The organism is Actinokineospora sp. UTMC 2448 (assembly GCF_024760565.1).
Taxonomy (GTDB): domain Bacteria; phylum Actinomycetota; class Actinomycetes; order Mycobacteriales; family Pseudonocardiaceae; genus Actinokineospora; species Actinokineospora fastidiosa.
Genome location: NZ_CP031087.1, coordinates 4,137,099 through 4,162,499 on the forward strand (window position 1 = coordinate 4,137,099; position 25,401 = coordinate 4,162,499).

Below are 25,401 nucleotides of genomic sequence, written 5' to 3' on the forward strand. Positions count from 1 at the left end.
TGGTCTGGTCCGAATGCGATTCGCCGACAGGGTTAGTGAGGGCAACCGTGTCCAGCCGACGCCGGGCCCGGACTTCAAACGGACGGGGGAGCGGAAGATGACACCCTTAGCACAAAAGGCCGATCTGGTCGACGAGTTATCCAGGGCGCTGGTGTCGGCCGAATTCGGGCCGTTCTACGCCACGCCGGGCGCGGTCGTGTCGCCGCTCTACGCCCCGCTGAGCGCGGGGCCGGGCGTGTTCACGGTCGCCAGGGAGGACAACGCCATCGGGATCGCCGCGGGCGCGGCGCTGACCGGGCACAGCCCGGTGGTGCTCATGCCCAACCACGGGCTGGGGCCGTCGCTGGGCGCCATCGCGTCGCTGATCGTGCCCTACCGCGTGCCGATCCTGCTGGCCGTCAGCGTGGGCGCCGACGCGGAGGAGGCGCGGCTGCTCTCCCGCATCACCCGGCCGATGCTGGACGGGCTCGGGCTGGAGACCATCGAGTTCGACCCGGCAAGGTCCGTCGTCGAGCAGGTCAACCGCGCCCGCGACGCGGTGCGGGACCTTCGGGTGCCCACCGCCCTGCTCATCCCGTCCGCCGCGCCGGGGCGTCGGGCATGAACCGGACGACGGCGATCCGGGCGATCATCAGCGCGACCAGCGCCGAGCCCGTCGTGTTCACCACCGAGGCCGCGTGCCGGGTCGCGCGGTCGATCTCGGACCGGCGCAACCACCTGTACCTGACCGCGGGCGGGGAGCTGGCGTCCTCGCTGGGCATCGGCGTGGCCATGCAGGTGCGCAGGCCCACCATCGTGGTCGACTCCTACGCCAGCCTCGCCCGCAACCCGATGGGGCTAATCACCGCGGGCACGCTGCCCCGGCTCAGCCTGGTGCACGTCGTGCTCGACGACGGCCTCTTCGGCGCGGGCGACGCGGACGCGCCGACCGGGCGGGCGGACGTGTGCGCGCTGGCCAGGGCGGCGGGATACGACTCGGTGATGAGCACCGCGCGGCCCGACCGGTTCATGACCCTGGTGCGCGACCACGTCAGCCGCACGAGCAGGCCGGTGCTCATCCGGTGCCTGCTCTCGGCCCCGGACGAGCCGGTGGCCGCCGCAGCGGCGGCCGTGCGCACCGGCGACCTGCCCGCGCACGCCCGCCGGTTCACCGAGTCCATCGGCGACCTGGGCGCGATCGCGTGACCCGTGTCGCCGACACCGGCGACCCGTGAATTCCTCATACCCGAACCCGACACGATTTCATCCAGCGCGATGACGGCGACACTGGAATGCCGATCTTGCGCGCAAGACAATGTGGTGTGGAGTGTGGAACGAGTCCGCTCTTCACCGGTTCCCGCAGTGGAGCGCGACCACGACAAAACCGGGCGAAAGGAAACCGACAATGGACGAGACGGTCGTGCGGGCGGTCGAACGGGCCATCACGACAATGCGCGACAGCCTGTCGGACAAGGTCACCATCGACGACCTGGCCAGGTCGGCGATGTTCAGCAAGTTCCACTTCTCCCGGGTGTTCCGCAAGGTCACCGGGGTGTCCCCAGGGCGCTTCCTCTCCGCGATGCGGCTTGAAGAGGCGAAGCGGTTACTGCTGACGACACGGCTCACCGTCGCCGATATCAGCCACCAGGTGGGGTACAACAGCGTCGGCACGTTCAGCTCGCGATTCCGCAGCAGCGTCGGCGTCTCCCCCATCACCTACCGGCACACCCGCGGCGCCACCACCGAGATCCCGGCGGTCGGCCGGGCGGGCGCGTCGCCCCGGCCGATGGTCCGCGGCAACGTGACCGGGCCGGACGACGGCAACTCGGGGATGGTCTTCATCGGCCTGTTCCCCAGCGCGATGCTGCAGGGCTCCCCCGTCCGCTGCACCGTGCTGGACCGCCCTGGTCCGTACACCCTGCACGACGTGCCCGCGGGCACGTGGCACGTGCTGGCCCACTCCGTGCCGCCGGGCACCGAGGAGACCCTGTCCACGCGGCCCTACCTGGGCACGCACGGGCCGATCACCATCCACACGGGCATCACCGCCCGTCTGGCCGACCTGCGGCTGCGCCCGATGCGCGCGTTCGACCCGCCGGTGCTCACCGCGCTGCTCGACGTCCGCTCCGCCGCCCTGGCCCGCCTGCGCACCGCGCAGATGCCCGAAGCGGTCTGACCCCCGCGGTCCACACAGGCGCGGCCTCCGGTGACGGAGGCCGCGCCTTTCGCCGTGCGGGCGCGACCCCTGCGGCGGAACGGGACCGCGCGGCGCACCGGTGTCGCAGCGGCGGGCCGCGCCCCTCTGGGTGGAATCCTGTTGGGACAGCGAAAAGCCCGGTGGCCGTCGGGGCCACCGGGCTTTGTCGTCGTGCCGACTACTGGTTGAGCGAGAACGCCCGGGCGAAGTCGTCCACCAGCTTGTCGTCGCCGCTGTAGGACACCTCGTCGGAGGCGCGGACGGCGTCGCCGTCGGCCTGGCCGGTCAGGATGTCCTTGGCCATCATGCCCGGCTCGATGCGCAGGTCGGCGTCCGGGTTCGGGCCCTCGACCACGGTGATCTCGCCGTCGGCGATGGTGCCGTTGACGACCATCGGGCCCGCGGTCAGCTCGAAGGTCATCGCGATGTCGGCGACCGCGGCGCCGCGGAAGCACGAGCGCAGCGCCATGATCAGGCCGTTGATCGTGACGATCTCGTCGGGGCGGGGGACGTCCAGCGTGCGGGCGCCCCAGCGGCCGAAGGCGCGGACGATGTCGTCGAGCTCCTGGCCGTACTCGGTCAGCTCGTAGCGGACCACGCCCTCCTCGACCGACGACGCCTTGGCCCGCAGCACGCCGAAGTGCTCCATCTCCTTCAGCCGCGCGCTGAGGATGTCCGGGGACAGCAGCGGCAGCCCCTCGCTCAGCTCGCTGAACCGCTTGGGCCCGACGAGCAGGTCGCGGATGATCAGCATGCCCCACCGCTCGCCGACCATCTCCGCGGCGTGCGAGAGCCCGCAGAACTGGCCGTAGGTGCGGCGGTTGATGGACTGCAACTCGTTGATGATCCCGTCGATCGCCGCCGGGTCCATCACGGCCATGTCGACGTCGGCGTCGAGCAGATCGGTGTCCGCGGCCTGCTGGTTGGCCGCGGTGAGCTGGAACCGGTCCCCAGTGATCGTGACGCCCTCTCGGTTCACGACCAGCTTCCATTTGCTGTCAGTCATCGCCCGCGTCCAATCCTCTCGTCCCGCATTTCGATGCGAACCCTTGCCTCGACATGCTCCCGCCATGGTGCTGCCCGCACTGCGCGAACGGCATCTCTGTGCTTGCGTACGACGTGCTCATTCGGGGTATGGGTCCACAATCGCAGAATCGCGGGCCGGACACGAGCGACCGCTGATCTTGGCCACCCGGAAATACACATCTCTGTTTTATGACGGTTTCCTATCCGAGGGGTGAACAGGTCACGGATCGGACACATTGTGCCGTTGGCCACAGGGGGGCGCCGCCGGGGGCAACTTCCCGCGTGCTCCACACAAACCAGGACGGGCGTTTTCGTACCCGGGCACGAAATCTTGCCGTGTTGCGCCGGAACTACGACATCCGCCCGATTGACGCGCGTGGACGTCTCTTGCACGCACGCGCGGGAACAGGGAAACCTGACGCGCTGCAGGCCCCTTTCCCCCCGAATGGAGACGCACGTGCGCTCTACCCGTCTGTTCATCACCGCCTGCGGCCTGACGGCCGCGGCCCTGGTGGTGGGCGTCCCCGCCCAGGCGAGCGGACCGACCGGCTCGGCGTTCGCGATCTCGGTGCAGGCCACCCTGCTCGACTCGCTCAAGGCCGAGGTCGGCCCGCTCCCCCGGGCTGCCTACCCCGAGGGCGCCACGAAGTCCGTGGTGTCCCTCGACGTGCTGCGCCACCACCTGGCCAAGGCCCGCGTGCTCAACGCGTCCTCGACCGTGGCGGACGGCGCCCTCACCAGCAAGGCGAGCATCGCCGACGTCGCCGTGCTGGACCTGGTGCAGGCCAAGCTGATCGCCGCCGAGTGCACCAGCGTCAACGGCGTCGCCAAGGGCTCGTCCACGCTGGTCGACGTGCGCGTCGCGGGCACCACGATCAAGGCTGGCGCGACCGGCACGATCCGGGTCGGCGACCTCGTCCAGGTGCACGTCAACGAGCAGGTCCACGCGAACGGCAAGCTGACGGTGAACGCCCTGCGCGTCAGCGTCGGCGGCAAGATCGCCGGTGTCGCGAGCGCGGACGTCATCCTGAGCCAGGCCGTCTGCTCCGGCAAGGCCGCCCCCGACAACGGTGACGGCGGCGACGGTGGTGACGGCGGCGACGGTGGCGACGGCTCCACCCCCACCACCACGACCACCGCCCCCGGCACCGACACCCCGACCACGACGACGGCCCCCGGCGCCGACGAGCCGACCACCACGACGGCCCCGGCGGCGGCCCCCGGCATCACCCCGGTCGCGGACCAGGAGGACCTGGCCGAGACCGGCGTCAGCGCCATCCTCCCGCTGTCGATCGGCGGCCTCCTGCTCCTCGCAGGCGGCGGCGCGGCCCTGTACCTGGTCCGCAAGCGCGCCCGCGCGTAAGGGCCGAACCGAGCGAGAACAGGCCCCGCCGATCGCCCCCTGCCCGATCGGCGGCCTGTTCCGCCCGCTCCGCAGGACAAGCCACACCCGCTCCGACACGCGCCCCTGTCTCCAAACGCGGAGGCGCGAGTTGAATGGGCAAGGACCCGGCCCGCCGACCGCCCCCATCCCCCTCCCCACCTAGAAGGCCAGGACCAGCCACGAGCCCGGGATTGAGGGAAACGCCGCTCGCCTCCGCGCTCGAAATGGTCAGCCCCAGCCAACCCGGCGGAGACAGCCCACAGCCAAGCCCAACCCGCGAGACCGAGCCCGCCTCCACGCCCGACCGCCTACCCCGGAAAGGCCAGGCTCAGCACCGGCTGCGGCAGCCGCGCATCGGAATCAGCTCGCGAGCCGAGCGAGACCACAGCTTGCTCCGCGCCCCACCCACAAGGCCACTCCCAGCCCACCCCAGTGCGACGGCCCCCGCCGAATCCGACTCACGAGCGATCGAGCGAGAACGTCGCTCGCCTCCGCGCCCCAGCGCACTTCCCGCTCCACCTCGACAAGGGCGAGCCCAGCCAGCTCCCGGTACGACTCGCGCCGCAACCACCTCGCACGCTGAGCGGTTGGCGAGAGTCGGTCCTAGCCCGATGACGCGAGGTCCAGCCAGTGTTCGGCGAGGGTCAGGCGGGTGGCGGTGGTTGTCCGCCAGCGGGGTTCCTGGACCCGGTGGGGGCCGGTGGCCAGGGACAGCACGACCGCCGCGGTGCGGGTCGCCAGGGTCGGGCCGTCCATTGTCGTGGTGAAGTGGGTGAGGAGGGCCATGCCCAGGCGGTCGAGGGCGGTGGCGCGGTGGGGGTGGATCTGCGCCAGGACGCTCAGGTGGGCCAGAAGGCAGGCGGCGTCGTCGAGGCGTTCGCCTCGGCCCGCGGTGTCGATGTCGAGCAGGCCGGTGACGACGCCGTCGGCGACCAGCAGTTGGCTCTCGTAGAAGTCGCCGTGGACCGCCGCGTCGGGGGACTGCGGGGTGGTGTGGTGGACGGCCGCCGCGACACGGAGGGCCCGGGGGGCCAAGGCGGGGTCGGCGGCGGCGATGACCTCGGCGTAGTGGCGGGCCTTCTGGCCCCACGTCCGCCTGCGCGGTCCGGTCGCCAGTTCCCCGGGCAGGCTGTGCAGCGTGGCCACGATGCTCGACACGAGCGGGCCCGGGTCGGCGAGCGGGTCGTCCGGGCCCGGCCGGACGATGTGCCTGCGCAGCGTGCGCCCCGGGAGTCCGGCCAGCACCACGAGCCCGTCCTCCGACCAGCCCAGCGCGGGCGGCACGGGGCAGCCCGCGGCCAGCGCCAGCCGGTGCCTGCGGTGCAGGCCGCGAGCGCGGTCCGGCCGCACCGCCTTCACGTACAGCTCGCCGCGAGCGGTCTCGACGCGCACGACCGCCCGCCGCCGGGGGCGGTAGGCGACCACGCGGACGGTGACCTCGCCGCCCGCCCACCCCACGCTCGCGCACACCCACCGCATCCGGTCCGGGTCGGCGGCGACGGCCAGGCCGGGCAGGTCCGGGTCGTGCGGGAACCGCCAGAGCCCGACCTCGCCGATCCGCACCACCCCGCTGGGCAGCGGGACGGGCAGCGCGCGCGACGACGCGCCCAGCACCTCGTCGGCGGTCGACCCGTCGGCCAGCCGCAGCCGCGCCGAGTAGCCGACGGTCGTGCCGCGCCCGGGCTGGTGGTCGACCTGGGTCGCCGCCCAGTCCAGCAGCTGCGCGCCCGAGCCCCGCAGCGCCGCGGCGATGAGATCGCCCGCCGCGGGCCCGGTGAGCAGCGCGAGATCCGAGGTCACGGGACAAGCATGACCTGTCCGACCCGGTTGGGCCTCGCGGATGACCACACTGCCGAGCCCGCGCTCCCGCGACCTGGTCCCGATGCGGATACCGCCCCTAGTCGGCCGTGATGACGGCGAGGCAGCCGCTGGCCGAAGCCTGTTCGCCCGCGTGCCACGTCCCCGTGACCACCCCGATGGCGTCGGGGCCGAGGGCGGGAGCCCCGGGGACGGGCACACGCACCAGCCGCACCCGCACGGCGGCGGTCCTCGCCGAGCCCGGCACACGCAGCTCACCGCGTGCTCGGGCCGCGAGCGCGCCGCTGCCCGGATCGGTCACCCCGCTGGTCCACACCAGGTCGAGCAGGCGCTCGCGCCAGAGCGGGTCGGCCTCGCCGTCGTAGATCCAGCGCGTGCCCAGCACGCTGTGGTCGGCGGTGGCGATCAGCGCGGCCGCGGGCATGCCCGGACCGGGTTCGCCACGGAACGTCATCGGGACGTGGTAGACGTCCGAGCCGTCGGTCAGCAGGTGCGTCTCGATGCCGACCCGCCCCGCCGGGTCCTCGAAGCGGAAGTACCCGACCGGCCGCAGCGCGGCATCCGGGCCGGCCCGGCACCAGGGCTGCCGCGCCAGCCACGGGGGCAGGAACTCGCGGAAGTGCGGTGTCAACGTCGCGCCAACGGCCACCCGCCCGACCCTACCGATCAGCGCGTTCCCCAGTTGTCCAGTGGCGGCACGAGACGCAGTCGGATGAGGCGAGAACACCTCGACCTACCGCGCGGACGTCGACCGACCAGCCTGTTTCGCAACCCGTCGCAAGACATTGCAACGATCGGGTCTTGTCAGGTGCCTCGTGACGTGATTGTGTGCACCAGCCTGGCAGATTCCGCCTGCAAGGTCTTGCGACGACGAGGAGGTCGGCATGGGTCGACGCCTGATGTCCGCGGTGGCGGCGCTGGTGGTCGGGGTCGGGGTGATCGTGCCCCTCGCGGGCGGGCAGGCGGTCGCCGAGGAGTCCGACCGGCTCGCGGTCGGGGAGGTCGTCGACATCGGGGCAGGCGCCAGGCCGGGGGACGACGGGCTCGCCCGGGACGCGCTGCGGTCGGACCTCAGCGGCGAGCGGTTCTACTTCGTCATGCCGGACCGCTTCGCCAACGGGGACCGGCGCAACGACCGGGGCGGCTCGCCGTCGCGCGACCGGCTCGTGCACGGGTTCGACCCCGAGGACAAGGGCTTCTACCACGGCGGCGACCTCAAAGGGCTGCGCCAGAAGCTCGACTACCTCGACGGCATGGGCGTCACCGCGATCTGGATGACGCCGATGTTCGCCAACCGCTGGGTGCAGGGCAGCGGCGAGGACGTCTCCGCCGCCTACCACGGCTACTGGACCACCGACTTCACCCGGTTCGACCCGCACTTCGGCACCACTCAGGACATGCGCGCGCTGATCGCCGATGCGCACCGCCGCGGGATCAAGGTGTTCTTCGACATCGTCGCCAACCACACCGCCGACGTGATCGACTACGCCGAGGGCCGCTACGAGTACGTCAGCACCGGCGCGCAGCCCTACCTCGACGCCGACGGCGACCCGGTCGACATCAAGGCGCTCGCGGGCAGCCCGGACTTCCCCGAGCTGGACCCGGCGTCCTCCTTCCCCTACACGCCCGTCTTCCGCACCGAGGCGGACAAGACGGTCAAGGTCCCCGCCTGGCTCAACGACCCGTCGCTCTACCACAACCGCGGCGACTCCACGTTCAGCGGCGAGTCCACCGAGTACGGCGACTTCGTCGGCCTCGACGACCTGATGACCGAGCACCCGCGCGTGGTCGACGGCATGCGGGACATCTTCACCTCGTGGATCGACACCCTGGACATCGACGGGTACCGGGTGGACACGGTCAAGCACGTCAACATGGAGTTCTGGCAGGCGCTCGCGCCGCACGTGAAGGCGTACGCGGAGAGCAGGGGCAAGCGGGACTTCTTCGTCTTCGGCGAGGTGTTCAGCTCCGACACCGCGCTCACGTCCAGCTACACCACGACCGGCGGCATGCAGTCCACCTTGGACTTCCCGTTCCAGTCCGGGGCGCTGACGTTCCTGGCTGGCAAGGGCGCGGGCAGGCTCGGCGAGGTGCTGCTGGAGGACGACCGCTACACCGACGCCGACTCCAACGCGAACTCGCTGCCGACGTTCCTGGGCAACCACGACATGGGCCGCATCGCCTGGCAGCTGCGGCAGGAGCGGCCGGGCATCACCGACGCCGAGCTGCTGGAGCGGCTGGAGCTGGGCAACGCGCTCATGTACTTCTGGCGCGGGAACCCGGTCGTGTACTACGGCGACGAGCAGGGCATGGCGGGCTCGGGCGGGGACAAGCTCGCCCGGCAGTCGATGTTCGCCAGCAGGACCCCGGAGTACGCGGCCGAGACGTTCGTCGGGAGTGGACGGACCGGCGCGCAGGACAACTTCCGGCAGCAGCACCCGCTGTACCGCCAGCTCGGCGCGCTGGCCGACTTCGTCGAGCGGGACACCGTGTGGCGGACGGGCAACCAGGAGCTGCGGCTGGCCTCGGGCGACGTGATCGCGTTCAGCCGGACGGACAAGCGCAGGCTCCAGGAGTTCGTCGTGGTGGCCAACGCGGGCACGGCCGCGGCCGAGGTCGACGTGCCGGTGGGCGCCGCGCGGTACCGGACGGTGTACCCGTCGGCGGGCGACGGGCCGGTGGCTGCGGACGGCAAGGTGCGGGTGAGCGTGCCGCCGATGTCGGTGCTGGTGCTGGAGTCGGTGCACCGCGTCCCGTCCGGCGGGGTGAGCCCGACGCTGGTGGCCCCGGCCGAGGGCACCGTGCTCGACGAGCGGGTCGAGGTGCGCGCGGACGGGGTGACGGCGGCGTTCGCGCAGGCGACGTTCGCCGCCCGGGTCGAGGGCGCTGCCGAGTGGACCGTCCTGGGCACCGACGACGCCGCGCCGTACCGGGTGTACGCGGACGTGGCGGGGCTGCCGGGCGCGCAGGCGGGCAAGCGCGTCGAGTTCCGGGTCGTGGTGCGGGACGCGCACGGCGCGCTGGGCGCGGACGGCGCGGCGGTCGCGCTGGTGCCCGCTCCCCCGGCGGGCGGGCCGACGACGGGCAGCCCGGACTGGCTGGTCGTGCACTACCGGCGCCCCGCGGGCGACTACGACGGCTGGACGCTGCACGTGTGGGGCGATGTCGAGCAGCCCACCGACTGGGCGGCGGGCCTGCCGTTCGCGGGCGAGACGCCGTACGGGCGGTTCGCGTGGGTCAGGCTCAAGCCGGGCGCGCGGTCGGTGGGCGCCGTCGTGCACAAGGGCGACGAGAAGGACGGCGGCGACCGGGTCATCATCCCGCACGTCACGCCGCAGGTGTGGCTGGACCAGGGCGATCCGGCGGCGCACCCGACCGAGGTTGCGGCGACGGGCCGGGTCGCCGTGCACTACCGCAGTCCGGACGGCGATCCCTCCGGCGCGGTCGTGCGCGTGGCGGGCCAGGACGACGTCCCGCTGGCGGGCAGGGACGACTTCGGGGCGCACGCCGCCGTGCCCGCGTCCGGTCTCCCGCTGGAGTTCAGCGTGGTCGAGGACGGCGCGGTGGTGGCGTCCGGCCGGGCGACCGGCGGTTCGGCGTGGGTGGTCGGCGACCGCGTGCACGCCAGCCGCGCGGCGGCGGAGAACCGGGCGGTCATCCACTACCACCGCCCGGACGGCGACTACACCGACTGGGTGCTCTACCACTGGACGGGGTCGCTGAACCCGAGTCCTGGGTGGACGCAGTCGCGGCCGAAGGACGGCCAGGACGGGTTCGGGATCAGCTGGTCGGTGGAGCTGGCGCCGGGCGCGGCCGGGCTCAGCCACATCATCCACAAGGGCGACACCAAGGACCCCGGCGCGGACCAGTTCCTCGACGTCGGCGGCACGGGGCACGAGGTGTGGTTCGTGTCCGGCTCGGCGCGCGCGGACGGGACTGCGTCGTGGGTGCTGCCGCCGTCCACCGCGCCCGCCGCCGACGCGGACCTGGGCCAGTCCAAGGCGGTGTGGGTCAGCCGCGACAAGCTGGTGTGGGACGTGCCGGTGTCGGCGTCCGACGGCTACCACGTGCGGTACGACCCGGCGGGCGGCATCCGGCTCGCCGACGGGGCGATCGTCGGCGGGAAGCACCTGCGGCTGAGGCCGGACGGGACGCTCGACGGCGACCTCGCGGCGCGGTTCCCGCACCTGGCGGGCAGGCCGGTGTTCTCCGTGCGCGACACAGCCCGCATCGACGAGGCGTTAGGCGCGCAGCAGGTCGCGGTGCACGTCGACTCCGGCGGGACGCTGCGGCACGCGACCGGCACGCAGCTCGCGGGCGCGCTCGACGACCGGTACGCGGCGGCGGCCGAGCTGGACTACCGGCCCCGGGTGTCCGGGACGACGGCGTCGGTGCGGCTGTGGGCGCCCACGGCGACCTCGGTGCGGCTGCGCCTGTTCGCCGAGCCGGGCGACACTCCCGATGAGGTGGTCCCGCTGGCGCGGGACGCGGCGACCGGGTCGTGGTCGGGCTCGGGGCCGTGGCGGGACCGGTACTACCAGTTCGAGGTGACCGGCTGGTCGCCGACGGAGCGGAAGGTCCGGACGGTCGTGGTGACCGACCCGTACTCGGTGGCGCTGTCGGTGGACTCGACGCACTCGCAGTTCATCGACGTGGCGGCGGCCGCGCCGCCCGGGTGGTCGGCGGAGGTGGCGCGCGGCCTCGGCGGCGACCCGACCGAGCACGGGATCACCGAGCTGCACGTGCGGGACTTCTCGATCAGCGACCCGACGGTGCCCGAGCCGGACCGCGGCACCTACAAGGCGTTCACGCACCGGGACTCCGCCGGGATGACGCACCTGCGCGACCTCGCGGCGGCCGGGCTGGACACCGTGCACCTGCTGCCGACCTTCGACATCGCCAGCATCCCCGAGCGCCGCGCCGACCAGGCGTCGCCGCAGTGCGACCTGGCCGCCCTGCCCCCGGACTCGGCCGCGCAGCAGGAGTGCGTGATGGCCGCGGCGGCCCGCGACGGCTTCAACTGGGGCTACGACCCGCTGCACTTCGACGTGCCGGAGGGCTCCTACGCCACCGACGACGCCCAGTCCGGCGCCGCGCGGGTGAGCCAGTACCGGTCGATGGTGCAGGCGCTGCACGCGAACGGCAACAAGGTCGTCGTGGACGTCGTCTACAACCACACCCACGCCGCGGGTGACGCGCCGTCCTCCGTGCTGGACAAGATCGTGCCCGGGTACTACCAGCGCCTGGACGCGGTCGGGGCGGTGGCGGACTCCACGTGCTGCGCGAACACCGCGCCGGAGAACACGATGATGGGCAAGATGGTCGTGGACTCGGTCGTGCACTGGGCGCGGACGTACAAGGTTGACGGCTTCCGGTTCGACCTGATGGGCCACCACCCGAAGGCGTCGATGCTGGCCGTCCGCGCCGCGCTGGACTCGCTGACGCTGGAGCGCGACGGCGTCGACGGCCGCGGCGTCCGCGTCTACGGCGAGGGCTGGAACTTCGGGGAGGTCGCCGACGGCGCCCGGTTCGTCCAGGCCACCCAGGCCACGATGGCGGGCACCGGCATCGCGACGTTCAGCGACCGCCAGCGCGACGCCGTCCGCGGCGGCGGGCCCTTCGACGCCGACCCGCGCGTCCAGGGCCTGGCGTCGGGCCTGGCTGGCGACCTCAACGGCGCCCCGGTCAACGGCGACGCCGACGCGCGGCTGGTCAACTACACCGACCTGGTCAAGCTGGGCATGGCGGGCAACATGGCGGACTACCGCTTCCTCGGCACGTCCGGGGCCGTGACGACCGGCCGCGAGGTGGCCTACAACGGCGCGCCCGCGGGCTACGCCGCCGCGCCCGGCGACATCGTCAACTACTCCGACGCCCACGACAACGAGACCCTCTTCGACGCGCTGACGATGAAACTGCCCGTCGACACGCCGATGCCGGACCGGGTGCGGATGCAGAAGATCGCCCACGCGCCCGTCCTGCTGGGCCAGGGCCAGCCGTTCCTGCACGCGGGCAGCGAGTTCCTGCGCTCCAAGTCGCTCGACCGCAACAGCTACGACTCCGGCGACTGGTTCAACGTCTACGACCCGACCCTGACCGACAACGGCTTCGGCCGGGGCCTGCCGCCAGCGGCCGACAACCGCGACAAGTGGGCCTTCCACGGGCCGCTGCTGGCCGACCTCGCCCTGCGGCCCCGGCCCGAGCACATGCGGGCCGCGGTCGACGACACCCTCGAACTGCTCGGCCTGCGGGCGTCGTCCCCGCTGTTCACCCTGGCCGACCCCGCCCTGGTGCAGGCGAAGCTGTCGTTCCCGGCCGCCGACGCCGGGCTGGTGGTCGCCCACCTGGACGACACCGCGGGCCCCGACGTCGACCCGGACCGCGCGGGCCTGCTCGTGGTGATCAACCCGTTCCCGACCGCGCGGGAGATCACCGCGCCGACGGCGGGCTGGGCCGCGCACCCGCTGTCCGCCGACGCCGCCGCTACCGCGATCGACGGCACGGCGATCACCGTCCCGGCCCGCTCGGTGGTCGTGTTGAGCCGCTGACCGGGGAAACGGGCCCCGATTCGGCGTGCGCCGAATCGGGGCCCGTCTATTCCGATCGCTATTCACCCGCGAAAGCCGAAGGCCGCATTCGCCCGAAGAGAAGTGGCGGACTACCCCGAACAGGCTAGGAGCGCACCAGTCTGGCGATGGCCGCGGAGGCCTCCTTGACCTTGACCTCGGCCTCCTCGCCGCCCACCGCCGCGGCGTGGACGACGCAGGTCGCGAGGTGCTCGTCCAGCAGTTCCAGGGAGAACGACTGCAGCGCCTTCGTGGCCGCCGAGACCTGGGTCAGGATATCGATGCAGTACTTGTCCTCCTGCACCATCCGCTGGAGGCCGCGGACCTGGCCCTCGATCCGGCGCAGCCGCTTGAGATAGGCGTCCCTGTTGTCGCTGTCGATGGCCACTGCGGTCCTCCTCGGGGTATCCCGTGAATGATACGGGACCGCCGTCGCTGAGCCGAGAACTCACAAATGGTCTAGACCTTGACGGGTCTAGACCAGTGCTGGTTCAGTGGCTGTTCCCTGCTCACGACAGGAGTCACCGATGTCCCGAAAGCTCGCCGCGTTCTGCGCCGCGGCGGCGACCGCTGTCGCGATCGTCATCCCCTTGTCTGCGTCCACCGCCCAGGCCGCGGACTGCGTGACCGCGTGGGTGTCGTCCCAGGTCTACACCGGCGGCCAGACCGCCTCCCACAACGGCCGGAACTGGTCGGCCAAGTGGTGGACCCAGGGCGAGACGCCCGGCGCCGCCGCGGTGTGGGCCGACCAGGGCGCCTGCGGGGGGAGCACCACCCCGCCGCCCGGAACCTGCACCGCCAGCGACTGGGTCGCGGGCCGCAACTACCGCGCGGGCGATGTCGTCCGGTACACCGACGGGCGGCACTACATCGCCGAGCACGACAACCCGGGCTACGACCCGACGATCAGCACCTGGTACTGGAACCCGCACACCTGCAACGGCGGCACGACCACGACGACCACGACCTCCCCGCCCGCCCCGGGCGGCTTCGTCGTCAGCGAGGCGCAGTTCAACCAGATGTTCCCGAACCGGAACCCCTTCTACACCTACTCCGGCCTCACCGCCGCGATGAGCGCCTACCCCGGCTTCGCCAAGACCGGCTCGGACACCGTCCGCAGGCAGGAGGCGGCCGCGTTCCTGGCCAACACCAGCCACGAGACCGGCGGGCTGGTGCACATCGTCGAGCAGAACCAGAACAACTACCCGCACTACTGCGACTCCACCCAGCCCTACGGCTGCCCCGCAGGCCAGGCCGCCTACTACGGCCGCGGCCCCATCCAGCTGAGCTGGAACTTCAACTACAAGGCCGCCGGTGACGCCCTCGGCCTCCCGCTGCTGACCAACCCCTGGCTGGTGCAGCAGGACGCGTCCGTCGCGTGGAAGACCGCGCTCTGGTACTGGAACACCCAGAACGGCCCGGGCACGATGACCGCGCACTCGGCGATGGTCAACAGCCGCGGCTTCGGCGAGACGATCCGCAGCATCAACGGCGCGCTGGAGTGCAACGGCGGCAACCCGGCCCAGGTGCAGAGCCGGGTCACCACCTACCAGCGGTTCGCGCAGATCCTCGGGGTGAGCCCGGGGGGCAACCTCTACTGCTGACCGAGGTCGCGCGCCTCGGCGTACCGCTCGCGCACCGACGGGACGGCGTCGGCGTCGAACCGCGCCGTCCCCGCCGCCGCCCACCCGGGGGGTGTGTCGCCGCCCGCCAGGCACCAAGCGGCCTGGCGGGCGGCCCCGTCCGCCGCGTACTCGCCGGGTTCGGGGACCAGGACAGGGCGGCCGAACACGACGGGCGCGATCTGGCGGACAGCTCGGGAACGCGCGCCCCCGCCGACCAGGACGACCCGGTCGGCGCGGGCGCCGTTGGCGATAAGGGCGTCGACCCCGTCGGCCAGCCCGCACAGCACGCCCTCGACGGCGGCGCGGGCGATGTTGGCCGGGGTGGCGCTGGTCAGGGTGAGGCCGTGCAGGGTCCCGGTGGCGTCCGGGCGGTTCGGGGTCCGCTCCCCCTGCAGGTACGGGACGAAGACCACGCCCTCGGCGCCCGCCGGGGCCGAGAGGGCGAGGTCGCCGAGCCGGTCGAGGTCGACGCCCAGCATGCGCGCGGTGGTCGTCAGCACCAGCGCCGCGTTGAGCGTGCACACCAGCGGGAGGAACCCGCCCGCGGCGTCGGCGAACCCGGCGACCATGCCGGAGGCGTCCGCGGCGGGCACGGCGCTGGGGGTGAACGCGGTGCCGGAGGTCCCGATCGACACCACCACGTCGCCCCGCGCCGCGCCCACGCCGAGCGCGACCGCGGCGTTGTCGCCCGCCCCGGGCGCCAGGAGCGTGTCACCGACGCTGCCGACGGCCTCGGCCGGACCGGCGACGCGCGGCACCGACGAGCGGTGGCCGAGCGCGGCCTCCAGGAGGTCCATCCGGTACTCCCCCGTCGCCGGGGACCAGTAGCCGGTGCCGCTGGCGTCGCTGCGGTCGGTGGTCAGCTCGCCGCCGCCGAGCCGCCAGGTCAGCCAGTCGTGCGGGAGCGCGACGGACGCGGTGCGGGCGGCGTTCTCCGGCTCGTGCCGGGCCAGCCAGCGCAGCTTCGACAACGTCAGCGAGGCCATCGGCACCGTGCCGACCGCGTCGGCCCACGCCCGCGGCCCGCCGAGTTCGGCGACCAGCTCCTCGGCAGCGGCCGCCGAGCGGGTGTCGTTCCACAGCAGGGCCCTGCGCACGACCGCGCCCTCGTCGTCGAGGCACACCATGCCGTGCTGCTGGCCAGCGATCGACAGGGCGGCGACGTCCTCGATGCCGCCCGCCGCGTCCAGGGCGGCGGTCAGCGCGGTCATCCAGTGGACCGGGTGGACCTCGGTGCCGTCGGGGTGCGGCGCCGAGCCGGAGCGCACGAGCGCCCCGGTCCCGGCGTCGCGGACGACCACCTTGCACGACTGGGTGGAGGAGTCCACCCCGGCGACGAGCGCCATCAGCCGACCCCGAGCAGGTGCTCGACCGCCAGCTGGTTCAGCGCCACGAAGCCGTAGCCGCGGGCCGCCGCCTTGTCGGCGTCGAAGTCCTCGAACGCGGCGCGGTCGGCGAGCAGGTCGGCGACGGACTCGCCCGCGCCCAGGGTGGGCGTGCGCAGCTCGTCCAGCCCGGACACCTTCAGCGCCTCCTGGACCCGCGGGTCGGCGCGGAAGGCCTGGGCGCGCTCACGCAGCAGCAGGTAGGTGCGCATGTTCGCCGCGGCGCTGGCCCAGACGCCCTCGGCGTCCTCGGTGCGGGCGGGCTTGTAGTCGAAGTGGCGCGGGCCGGTGTAGCCGCCGTGCTCGAGCAGGTCGACCAGGAAGAAGGCGGACAGCAGGTCGCCGTGGCCGAAGACCATGTCCTGGTCGTAGCGCGGGCCCTTCTGGCCGTTGAGGTCGATGTGGAACAGCTTGTCCGCCCACAGCGCCTGCGCCACGCCGTGCACGAAGTTCAGCCCGGCCATCTGCTCGTGCCCGACCTCGGGGTTCACGCCGACGATGTCGCCGTGCTCCAGCTCGGCGATGAACGCGATGGCGTGGCCGATGGTGGGCAGGAAGATGTCGCCGCGCGGCTCGTTGGGCTTGGGCTCCAGGGCCAGGCGCATGCCGTAGCCGCGCTCCTTGACGTAGGCGGCGACGGTGTCGACGCCCTCGCGGTAGCGGTCGAGCGCGGCGGCGACGTCCTTGGCCGCGTCGGACTCGCTGCCCTCGCGCCCGCCCCACAGCACGTAGGTCGACGCGCCCAGCTCGGCGGCCAGGTCGACGTTGCGCAGCACCTTGCGCAGCGCGTAGCGGCGGATGGCGCGGTCGTTGTTGGTGAAGCCGCCGTCCTTGAACACCGGGTGGGTGAACAGGTTGGTCGTCGCCATCGGCACGACCATGCCCGCGGCGTCCAGGGCGGCGCGGAAGCGGGCGACGGTGTCGGCGCGGACGGTGTCGTCGGAGCCGAACGGGATGAGGTCGTCGTCGTGGAAGGTCACGCCCCACGCGCCCAGCTCGGCCAGCCGCCCGACGGTCTCCACCGGGTCGAGCGCGGGCCGGGTGGCGTCGCCGAACGGGTCGGCGGCGCGCCAGCCGACGGTCCACAGGCCGAAGCTGAACTTGTCGGCGGGGGTGGGCTGGGGTGCCACGGCGACCTCCTCGAAGCTTTTGGTTCGGGCACTGAACTTAATCCTGCCGCGCGGCGGGGTCAAGCACTAGAGTTCGGCGCGTGCGACCGACCTCCCCCGCGGGCAACAGCGACGTGCGCAGGCACAACACGGCGATGGTGCTGGCCGAGGTCCTGCGGCGGCCCGGCCTGTCCCGGGCGGGCGTCGCCGCGGCGACCGGCCTGGCCAAGGCGACGGTGTCCAGCCTGGTCGACCGCCTGGTGGCCGCCCGGCTGGTGGACGAGTCCGGGCCGCAGTCGGCGACCGGCCGCGGCCGCAGGGGCACCGGCCTGGTGCCCTCGCCGACCGGGCCGCACGGGCTCGGCGTGGAGATCGGGGTGGACTACGTGGCGACCTGCCTGGTCGACCCGACCGGCGGCGAGCACGCCCACCGGGTGCGCCCCGGCGACAACCGGGGCCGCCCGCCCGCCGAGGTGCTGGCGGCGGTGAACCGGGCGGTGCGGTCGGCCAAGGCCGACGCTGGCCGACGCGGGGTGGCCGTCGGCGGGCTGGGCGTGGCCGTGCCCGGACTGGTGGACCGCGTCAGCGGCGTCGTGCGCGCCGCGCCCAACCTCGGCTGGTCCGATGTGGACATCCCGGCCGCGCTCGGCGCCGAACTGCCCGTCCTGGTGGACAACGAGGCGAACCTGGCAGCGGTCGGCGAGCTGGCGACCGGGGAACTGGCCGGGACGCGGGACTTCGTGCTGGTGTCGGCGGAGATCGGCGTCGGCGCGGGCGTCGTGCTCGACGGCGCGGTGCGGCGGGGCACGCACGGGTTCACCGGCGAGATCGGCCACGTGTGCGTCGATCCCGACGGGCCGGTGTGCTCGTGCGGCGCGCGGGGCTGCCTGGAGCGGATGGCGGGCCCGGCGGCGATCCTGGCCGACGCGGGCGTCACGGCGGCATCGGCCCCGCTGGACCGCCCGCTCGCCGACCTGGCCGGGCGGCTCGCCGCGGCCGACCCGGCGGCGCTGGCCGCGGTGCGGCGCGCGGGCGTGCGGCTGGGCATCGCGCTGGCCGGGGTGGTGAACCTGCTGGACGTGCCCGCCGTGGTCCTCGGCGGCGGCTACGCCCGGCTCCACGACTGGCTCGCCGGGCCGCTCGGCGAGGAACTCGACCGCAGGGTCATCGCCGCGCAGTGGTCGCCGACGACGGTCCTGGTCTCCGCCCTGGGCGGGAAGGCCGCGGTGTACGGCGCGGGACAGGCGGCGCTGCGGGAGATCCTGGCCGATCCCGACACCTACATCAGACGGGTGGCGGACCCGGCGAGCTGAGCCGCCACCCGTCCGCCGGTCACGGCGCCGTCGGGTACAGGAACTCCGCTGGCGGGATCACGGCGCCTTCCAACCAGGCGTGGTAGAACCCGGTCAGCTCGCGCTGCGCCACGGCGTCGACGTAGAGCTCCCAGTCGTGCCAGTTCTGGTTGCCCTGCTGGTTGATGATGGGGAAGCCCGCCATCACCTGGAAGAACAGGTCGTCTCCCAACGTCTTGCGCAGGGCGTGCACCATCAGCACCGCCTTGGTGGTGGGCGCGAACTCCCGGCCCGCGCCCGGGTCGATCAGCCTGCGCGCCCAGAAGGCCGCGTCGCCGCGCTCGACCAGGCCGCGGTAGCGGGCGTCGAGGTCGACGCCGTTCTTGGCCTCGTCCCACAGCCACACCGCGTACCGGGAGAACCCCTCGACCAGCAGCACGTCCTTCCACATCTTGTGGGTCAGGCTCGCGCCCCACCACTGGTAGGCCGTGGCGTACACCAGGTCCTCCACGGTCGCGTTGGCGCCGAGGACCGGCCTGCCCTGGGCGCCGTGGGTGTAGGCGGTGTTCCGGTCGAGGAACAGCGTGCCCGACGCCGACTGCGGATAGCCCCACAGCAGGGGGTCGAGGAACTCCCTGACCTCCGGCAGCCGGTTGCCGACCGCGCGCAGGCCGAGGGCGCAGGGACCGTAGGCGTTCACGGCCTTGGTGCCGTCGGCCAGGGTGATGGTGTCGAGCTGCCAGCGGCCGATGCCCAGCATCGTCGCGTGCGGGGCGAGCGGGGTCTCCTCCGCCCACGTGACCGTGTGGCGGCCGCTGCCCGGGACGTCGGAGGCCTGCACGCCGTTGCCGACCACGGACCAGCCCGTCGGCACGGTGACGGCGACGTGCATGGTCGCCTTGTCGACCTCCGTCCCGTTGACGGGGAACCAGGTCATCGCCGCGCGCGGCGCGCCCATGGCGACCGCGCTGTCGCCGGTGTCCACCCAGCCGGTCCAGCCGCGCGAGGTGTAGAGCGGCCGGGGCACGCCGTCGTAGCCGACCTCGACGGTGAAGTCCGCGCCCGAGGGCAGGAGCGCGGACGGGGTGATGACGAGTTCGTGCTCGCCGACGCGGGCGAACGCCGCGGGGGCGCCGTTCACCCTGACCGACCGCACGGTCATCCCGCGCAGGTCGAGGTTGAAGCGGCTCAGGTCCTGCGTGGTGACCGCCTTGATCGTGGCCTTCCCGCGCAGGGTTCCCCAGTAGGGCGAGTAGTCCAGCGCGAGGGTGTAGTCACTGACGTCGTACCCGCCGTTGCCGTCCTTGGGGTAGTAGGGATCGACGCCCAGCACCACCCCGTTCGGGGCGACGTGCACGTAGCCGTCGCTGCCGATGGTGGACGCGTCCGCCGCCGCGTGACCGGCGCCGAGCAGCGTGGCGGCCAGCACCGGGGCGGCCAGCAGCGCGACCGCGCGCGGTGTGCTCCGCAGAGCCATGGGTGGAACCTCTTTCCGAGCAGGGTTTCGGGACACGGCCATCGTCCGATCAGGCCAGTCGCGTGGGCAGTGCCGCCTGGCCATGCCGCCGGGTTATCGCGCGCGGGGTAACGCCGTGGCATCGGCGATCGGAACTAGCAGGCGCGGCCGTTCGGCGGCGAAGGTCGACGGCGTGACTTCCACCGAAACCCGACTGCCCGTCCCGGCGCTGCTCGCGCTCACCACGACGGTGTTCCTGGGCTGCCTGACCGAGGTGCTGCCCGCGGGCCTGCTGCTGGGCATGTCCGCCGACCTCGGCGTCTCCCCGTCCACCGCGGGCCAGCTGGTGACCGTCTACGCGATCACCACCGCGCTCACCGCGATCCCGCTGACCACCGCGACCCTGCGCGTGCCGCGCAAAGCGCTGCTTATCGCGCTGGTTATCGGGTTCCTGCTCACCAACGCCCTCGTCGCCGTGTCGCCGTGGTACCCGCTGATCCTGGTCACGCGGGTCGTCTCCGGCGCGATCACCGGCGTCATGTGGTCCCTGGTCGCCGGGTACGCCATGCGCATCTCCCCGCCGGGGCAGACCGGCAGAGGGCTCGCGCTGGCGATGTCCGGCACGCCGGTCGGCTTCGCGCTCGGCGTCCCCGCGGGCACCGCGCTCGGCCAGTTCGCCGACTGGCGCTGGGCGTTCGCCGCGATGGCGCTCACCTCGGTCCCGCTGCTGGTCTGGGTCGTCGTCGCGGTGCCGTCCGTGCCGGGCGATGCCGCCGCGCCGACCCGGCCGGGGCGCGCGCTCGGCCTGCCGGGCATGCGGGCGCTGCTGGTGGTCGTGCTGGCGTTCTCGTTGGGGCACAACGTCGCCTACACCTACATCGGCCCGATCCTCGACCACTTCGCGCAGGCGGGGCTGCTCAGCACCGTGCTGCTGGTGTTCGGCGGCGCGGCGGTCGTGGGCCTGCTGATGGTCGGCGCGGCGCTGGACCGCCGCCCGCACACCGTGCTCGTCGTCTGCTGCGGGATGACGGCGGCGGGGATCGTCGTCTTCGCCGTCAGCGGGGGCGCCGCCTTCGCCGCCCTGATCGCGGTCGCCATGTGGGGGCTGGCCTTCGGCGGCGCGCCCACCGCGTTCCAGGGGGTGACCGCGCTGATCGCCGGTCCCACGGCCGACGCGGCGCAGTCGCTCACCATCGCCGCGTGGAACGGGGCGGTGGCCGCGGGGGCCGCGCTCGGCGGTCTGCTGCTGCACGTCGGCGCCCTGACCCTCCCGTGGACCGCGGCGTCGCTGGTCGCCCTGCCGCTGCTGGTGCTCGTCCGGATGACGCCGGTCGCCGCGCCCGCCGACGCGCGGAACCCGGGGTGAGCACGCCCACCCCGGGTTCCCCTGCGGATCAGCCCTTGGCGAGCTGGCGGTCGATCCAGGCGCGCAGCTGGGCCTCACCCGGGTAGCCGATCAGCCGGGAGGAGGGGTACTCGGCGCCGTTGCGGATCGGGACCAGCGTCGGCAGGTAGCGGATGTTGTACTTGGTCGACAGGTCGCGGCTGCGGTCGACGTCGACCATGCCGACCAGGATCCGGCCGTTGTACTCCACGGCCAGGCGCTCCAGCACCGGCTTCATCCGCTGGCACGGCGGGCACCAGGTGGCGCCGAAGTCGAGGATGACCAGCCGCTCGTGGGACTCGGCGATGACCTCGGCGTGGTTGGCCGAGGTCACGGTCACCAGGTTCCCGGTGATGTCCGAGGTGCTCGCCGACGCGGTCGCGCCCAGGCCCGTCAGCACCATCAGCGCTCCCGCGAGCGCGATGAACAACCGTTTGATTGGGGACACAGAACTCTCCTTATATGCAGGGTATTGCAATTCCGGTCGGCGACCGGAACGTCTCATCAGGACGAGGATTCGGTGGGCAGGCCGCCCGCCACCCAGTCCTCGATCCCCTCGCGGTACTTGCGCACGTCGGTGTAACCGAGTTCCAGCAGGCGCCTGCCGACGAAGTCGCTGTTGCGGCAGGGGGTGTTCGCGCAGTACACGACGATCGATGCGGACTTGTCGGGCAAAACCGACGGCGCGTGCCGGTCGGTGAACTCCGCGGCCTGCTCGTAGGGGAATCCGGGAATGTTGCGGGCCCGCGGAAGGTGTTCCTTCTCGTAGTAGGCGACCGGCATCGTGTCCACGACGACGACCGAGCCCGCCTCCATGGCGGCGCGCAGTTCATCGCGGGTTATCAACGGCAGCATGGCGTTCCCTTCGGGCACTGGCACCCCGAGTGGAGATTTCGCCGGGGCGACCCCATCGTCAATCGCGGGCTCGCCGTGGATCTAGTGCCGCCTGGGCATGTCGGGCCGTTATCAGCCCGCCGCGGAAATCATCGCCAGGTCGTTGTGGTCCAACCAGTTCCGGTAGTGCGGATTCCGGTCGGCCATCCGCCAGTAGTCGACGGCCAACCGGGTGCCGAGCTCGCGGGCGCGGAACGCGGGCGCGGCGTCCTCGCGCCAGGCCAGGACGTGGCGCACGTACAGCGGCGTCCCCGCCAGCGGGCGGATCACCAGCCCCGGCCGCTGCGGGCGGGTCGGCTGGACGAGCGCGACGCCGCAGCCCGCGCTCACCAGGTCCTCGCGGGTGGCGTCGATGTCGACGTCGTGGCTGATCACCGGGTCGAAGCCGTGGGCCATGCAGAGCTCGCGGAACACCACGCGGCAGCCGTCGCCGCAGCCGGAGACGATCCAGTTCTCGCCAGCGAGCTCGCCGAGGGAGATCTCCTCGCGGTGGGCGAGCGCGTGGTCGGCGGGCAGCGCGACGAACGACGGCTCGCGCACCACGGTCAGCGCGCGCACCTTCGCGGGGGCGGACAGCTCGCGCTGCCCGCAGATCATGACCAGGGCCAGGTCGACGCCGCGGTTCGCCACCTGGGCGAGCAGCCTGCTGCGGGAGACGTCCGATCGGGTGTGGATCTGCTTGCCGGGCATGATCTCGCGCAGGCTGCCGAGCAGCGGCGCGGTGAGGGCGCTGTTGTTCCAGCCCACCCGGACGGACTCCCCCGCGCGCGGCTCCTGGCGGTGGAAGTCGCGCTCCAGCTCGTCGAACGCGGCCACGATGGCCCGCGCCCGCCGCAGCACGAGCACGCCGAGCGCGGTGCACTCGACGCCGTTCTGCCCCCGGCGGAACAGCGCGCCGCCGACCAGCTTCTCGATTCTGCGCAACTGGTGGCTGAGGGCGGGCTGTCCGAGCCCGAGCTGGGTGGCGGCACGGTTGAGGCTCCCGGCGGAGGCGATCGCACAGATCACCCGCAGGTGCCGGACCTGTAGCTCCATGGCCAAAGATAACGCGGGTCAGCGGGCAACGAGAACCTTTCGGGACCAGTGTCCTCTTCACATTCATTGCCACCGTCCGCCACCAGGCATAAGCCGATGGCACCCCACGGCGACAGTACCGACGAAGGTCACCTGCTGGACATAGTCGAGTCACCGTCAGCCAACCCTGCCCGGCTGGCGTTCGCGAATCCCTTGGAGACACGGTGCTACGTCCCACACCACTCACCGCGCATTGCGCGGACCCGCTGGCCGCCGCCGAGCACGTGTGCATCGGAATCAGCCCGTTCAACAGTTATTTCACCCCCGAGCGCATCGCCGACCTCGCCCGGTGGGCCATGGCGCGGTTCCGGTCGTTCCACTTCTTCGTCCCCGACGCCCCGTCGGCCTACACGCTGGAGGCCCTCGGATACGACCCGCGCCGGGCGGCCAGAAAGGCGCAGCGGCAAGGTAATTACACGCGCAACAAAATCAGCCGGGCGATGGAGCAGCTGCACGTGCCTGATCAGCGCGAACTGGTCCTGGATTCGGCAGCGCTGAACGAGAACAAGGCGTACCAGGGCCTGCTCGCCGAGGCGCACCGGCGGTTCACGAGCGACCCGGAGTTCGCCGAGAACTGCCTCACCGCCTCCGGCTGGGTGATGGAACGGCGGCTGCCGGAGGGCGAGCAGCCCACCCGCGAGCAGCTGCGCCACGCGGTCCGCTACTTCCTCGCCGAGCTGCCGATGTTCGTCGGCACCACGGAGGTCGTCGGCGCGGGCAGCTCGGTCTTCGCCTACCACCAGCGGGTGGACTTCCTGGAGCGGATGTACCGGGGCGAGCTGTCCTGGAAGCCCTTGCCCGGCCAGGGGTTCGTCCTGGTCGAGCAGGCCGTGCCCGAGCCCGCGGAGTGACCGTGTCGACCGAGACCGCCCACAGCGGCGACAACACATCCGGCGCCGTCGCCCCCGGCACCTCCCACGACGACTACTCGCTGCGCCGCGTGCCGCGCGAGCGCCGGTACTCCTGGGTGACCGTGGCCGTGCAGCGCTTCGGCCAGGTGTCCTCGTTCCACCAGTTCCTGCTCGGCGCCGTGCTGGGCTTCGGGATGACGTTCTGGGACGCGGTGCTGGCCATCACCATCGGCTCGGTGATGCTCGAGATCATCACCATCCTCATGGGCATCGCAGGCACCAAGGAGGGCCTGTCCACGTCGCTGCTGACCCGCTGGACCGGCTTCGGCCGCCGGGGCTCGGCGCTCGTGGGCCTGCTGATGACGCTCAGCCTGGCGGGCTGGTTCGGGGTGCAGAACGACGTCTTCGCCCAGGGCCTGCACGCGCTGATGGGCGGTCCGCCGGTCTGGGTGTGGGCGCTCGGCGGCGGCGCGCTGGTGACCGCCATCGTGGTGTTCGGCTTCCACGCGATGGCGTGGACCGCCTACCTCACGGTGCCCGCGTTCCTCTGCCTCGCCGGGTACTCCATCATCGGCGCGCTGGGCGACCACTCGCTGTCGTCGCTGGTCAACGATCCCCCGCCCGGCCCAACGATGTCACTCGCCCAGGGCACGACGCTGGTGGCCGGGGCGTTCATCATGGGCGCGGTGATGACGCCCGACATGACCCGGTTCAACCGCACGGCGGGCGACGTGGTGAAGCAGACGCTGATCAGCGTCACCCTCGGCCAGTACCTGATCGGCCTGGTCGGGGTGCTGCTCGCGCACGCGGCGCGCAGCGCGGACGTGGTCGGTATGATCACCTCGTCGTCCGGGGTGCTGGGCACGCTGATCCTGGTCGCGGCGATCCTGAAGATCAACGACTGGAACCTCTACTCGTCCTCTCTCGGGCTGGTGAACACCGTCGAAGTGCTGTTCGGCAAGCGGGTGGACCGGATGCGGGCGACGCTGCTGTTGGGCGGCCTGGGCTCCGTGCTGTCCGCGATCGGCATCCTCGACCACTTCACCACGTTCCTGACCTGGGTCGGGGTGATCACCCCGCCGGTGGCGGGCGTGGTGATCGCCGAGTACTTCGTGGTCCGCCGCTGGCGCGCCGACCTCGACGCCACCCGCGACAGCGGGGAGCTGCCCAAGCGCTGCCCGGAATGGGTGCCCGCCGCGCTGCTCTGCTGGGCGGGCGGGGCCGCGGTCGGCGCGTGGCTCCCGTTCGGGATCGCCACCATCAACTCGGTGGTCGCGGCGTTCGCGCTGTACGTGCTCCTGGGCAGGCGCCGGGGCACGGCCGACCGCGTGCCGGTGCGGGGACACCATGCAGCTTGACGT

20 protein-coding genes are annotated in these 25,401 nt (G+C 72.6%); 10 read left to right on the forward strand and 10 right to left on the reverse strand.

Annotated elements, in window-relative coordinates:
• Positions 1-97: 97 nt before the first annotated feature.
• From Actkin_RS18760 to Actkin_RS18770, 3 genes are all read left to right on the forward strand, one after another.
• Positions 98-604 carry a hypothetical protein gene (locus Actkin_RS18760; RefSeq protein WP_189210825.1) on the forward strand — a complete coding sequence of 169 codons (507 nt, stop codon included), beginning with the start codon at positions 98-100 and terminating at the stop codon, positions 602-604.
• Complete coding sequence (locus Actkin_RS18765) at positions 601-1,185, forward strand: thiamine pyrophosphate-dependent enzyme (RefSeq protein ID WP_189210826.1); 585 nt, start codon at positions 601-603, stop codon at positions 1,183-1,185. The genes Actkin_RS18760 and Actkin_RS18765 overlap by 4 nt, the downstream gene beginning before the upstream one ends.
• A gap of 199 nt (positions 1,186-1,384) precedes the next feature.
• Positions 1,385-2,155 carry an AraC family transcriptional regulator gene (locus Actkin_RS18770; protein WP_189210827.1) on the forward strand — a complete coding sequence of 257 codons (771 nt, stop codon included), beginning with the start codon at positions 1,385-1,387 and terminating at the stop codon, positions 2,153-2,155.
• A gap of 199 nt (positions 2,156-2,354) precedes the next feature.
• Here Actkin_RS18770 and Actkin_RS18775 read toward each other — a convergent pair whose 3' ends face one another.
• The gene (locus tag Actkin_RS18775) at positions 2,355-3,182 is read right to left on the reverse strand and encodes a winged helix-turn-helix transcriptional regulator (protein ID WP_189210828.1); all 828 of its coding nucleotides are present in this window, start codon (positions 3,180-3,182) and stop codon (positions 2,355-2,357) included.
• Between the two features lie 477 nt (positions 3,183-3,659).
• On the opposite strand from Actkin_RS18775, the gene Actkin_RS18780 reads away from it, so the two are divergent.
• A complete protein-coding gene (locus tag Actkin_RS18780; protein ID WP_258903605.1) occupies positions 3,660-4,565 on the forward strand; it encodes a choice-of-anchor P domain-containing protein in 906 nt (301 codons plus the stop codon).
• Positions 4,566-5,189: 624 nt separating this feature from the next.
• On the opposite strand, the gene Actkin_RS18785 is transcribed toward Actkin_RS18780, so the two are convergent.
• Both Actkin_RS18785 and Actkin_RS18790 read right to left on the reverse strand, forming a co-directional pair.
• Complete coding sequence (locus Actkin_RS18785; protein ID WP_258903606.1) at positions 5,190-6,386, reverse strand: phosphotransferase family protein; 1,197 nt, start codon at positions 6,384-6,386, stop codon at positions 5,190-5,192.
• Between the two features lie 97 nt (positions 6,387-6,483).
• Positions 6,484-7,053 (reverse strand): maltokinase N-terminal cap-like domain-containing protein, encoded by a 570-nt coding sequence (locus Actkin_RS18790; RefSeq protein ID WP_258903607.1) that lies wholly within the window; start codon positions 7,051-7,053, stop codon positions 6,484-6,486.
• Between the two features lie 235 nt (positions 7,054-7,288).
• On the opposite strand from Actkin_RS18790, the gene pulA reads away from it, so the two are divergent.
• Entirely contained in the window at positions 7,289-12,952 is a 5,664-nt protein-coding gene (gene pulA, locus Actkin_RS18795) for a pullulanase-type alpha-1,6-glucosidase (protein WP_258903608.1), read from the forward strand.
• Positions 12,953-13,076: 124 nt separating this feature from the next.
• Here pulA and Actkin_RS18800 read toward each other — a convergent pair whose 3' ends face one another.
• Positions 13,077-13,358 carry a metal-sensitive transcriptional regulator gene (locus tag Actkin_RS18800; RefSeq protein WP_189210833.1) on the reverse strand — a complete coding sequence of 94 codons (282 nt, stop codon included), beginning with the start codon at positions 13,356-13,358 and terminating at the stop codon, positions 13,077-13,079.
• 139 nt (positions 13,359-13,497) lie between these two features.
• Here Actkin_RS18800 and Actkin_RS18805 point away from each other — a divergent pair, with 139 nt between their 5' ends.
• Positions 13,498-14,574, forward strand: coding sequence for a glycoside hydrolase family 19 protein (locus Actkin_RS18805; protein WP_258903609.1), 1,077 nt, complete (start codon positions 13,498-13,500; stop codon positions 14,572-14,574).
• Here the strand turns inward: Actkin_RS18805 and xylB are convergent.
• A complete protein-coding gene (xylB, locus tag Actkin_RS18810; protein WP_258903610.1) occupies positions 14,565-15,941 on the reverse strand; it encodes a xylulokinase in 1,377 nt (458 codons plus the stop codon). The genes Actkin_RS18805 and xylB overlap by 10 nt on opposite strands.
• Positions 15,941-17,110 carry a xylose isomerase gene (gene xylA, locus Actkin_RS18815; RefSeq protein ID WP_258903611.1) on the reverse strand — a complete coding sequence of 390 codons (1,170 nt, stop codon included), beginning with the start codon at positions 17,108-17,110 and terminating at the stop codon, positions 15,941-15,943. Before xylA ends, xylB begins: the two co-directional genes overlap by 1 nt.
• An 80-nt stretch (positions 17,111-17,190) precedes the next feature.
• Between xylA and Actkin_RS18820 the strand changes: the two genes are divergently transcribed.
• Positions 17,191-18,402, forward strand: coding sequence for an ROK family transcriptional regulator (locus Actkin_RS18820; RefSeq protein WP_258903612.1), 1,212 nt, complete (start codon positions 17,191-17,193; stop codon positions 18,400-18,402).
• A 19-nt stretch (positions 18,403-18,421) separates the two neighbouring features.
• Here Actkin_RS18820 and Actkin_RS18825 read toward each other — a convergent pair whose 3' ends face one another.
• Positions 18,422-19,858 carry a gluzincin family metallopeptidase gene (locus Actkin_RS18825; RefSeq protein WP_258903613.1) on the reverse strand — a complete coding sequence of 479 codons (1,437 nt, stop codon included), beginning with the start codon at positions 19,856-19,858 and terminating at the stop codon, positions 18,422-18,424.
• A 172-nt stretch (positions 19,859-20,030) separates the two neighbouring features.
• On the opposite strand from Actkin_RS18825, the gene Actkin_RS18830 reads away from it, so the two are divergent.
• Positions 20,031-21,203 carry an MFS transporter gene (locus Actkin_RS18830; protein ID WP_258903614.1) on the forward strand — a complete coding sequence of 391 codons (1,173 nt, stop codon included), beginning with the start codon at positions 20,031-20,033 and terminating at the stop codon, positions 21,201-21,203.
• Positions 21,204-21,231: 28 nt separating this feature from the next.
• On the opposite strand, the gene Actkin_RS18835 is transcribed toward Actkin_RS18830, so the two are convergent.
• The 3 genes from Actkin_RS18835 to Actkin_RS18845 form a co-directional block, all read right to left on the reverse strand.
• Complete coding sequence (locus tag Actkin_RS18835; RefSeq protein ID WP_229786894.1) at positions 21,232-21,669, reverse strand: thioredoxin family protein; 438 nt, start codon at positions 21,667-21,669, stop codon at positions 21,232-21,234.
• 56 nt (positions 21,670-21,725) lie between these two features.
• On the reverse strand, positions 21,726-22,076 hold the full coding sequence (locus tag Actkin_RS18840; protein ID WP_189210841.1) for a rhodanese-like domain-containing protein: 351 nt from the start codon (positions 22,074-22,076) through the stop codon (positions 21,726-21,728).
• 111 nt (positions 22,077-22,187) lie between these two features.
• The gene (locus Actkin_RS18845; RefSeq protein WP_189210842.1) at positions 22,188-23,150 is read right to left on the reverse strand and encodes a LysR family transcriptional regulator; all 963 of its coding nucleotides are present in this window, start codon (positions 23,148-23,150) and stop codon (positions 22,188-22,190) included.
• A gap of 203 nt (positions 23,151-23,353) precedes the next feature.
• Between Actkin_RS18845 and Actkin_RS18850 the strand changes: the two genes are divergently transcribed.
• Both Actkin_RS18850 and Actkin_RS18855 read left to right on the forward strand, forming a co-directional pair.
• Positions 23,354-24,040, forward strand: coding sequence for a tRNA-dependent cyclodipeptide synthase (locus tag Actkin_RS18850; protein WP_189210843.1), 687 nt, complete (start codon positions 23,354-23,356; stop codon positions 24,038-24,040).
• An 80-nt stretch (positions 24,041-24,120) separates the two neighbouring features.
• Complete coding sequence (locus tag Actkin_RS18855) at positions 24,121-25,398, forward strand: purine-cytosine permease family protein (protein WP_229787041.1); 1,278 nt, start codon at positions 24,121-24,123, stop codon at positions 25,396-25,398.
• Positions 25,399-25,401 lie beyond the last annotated feature (3 nt).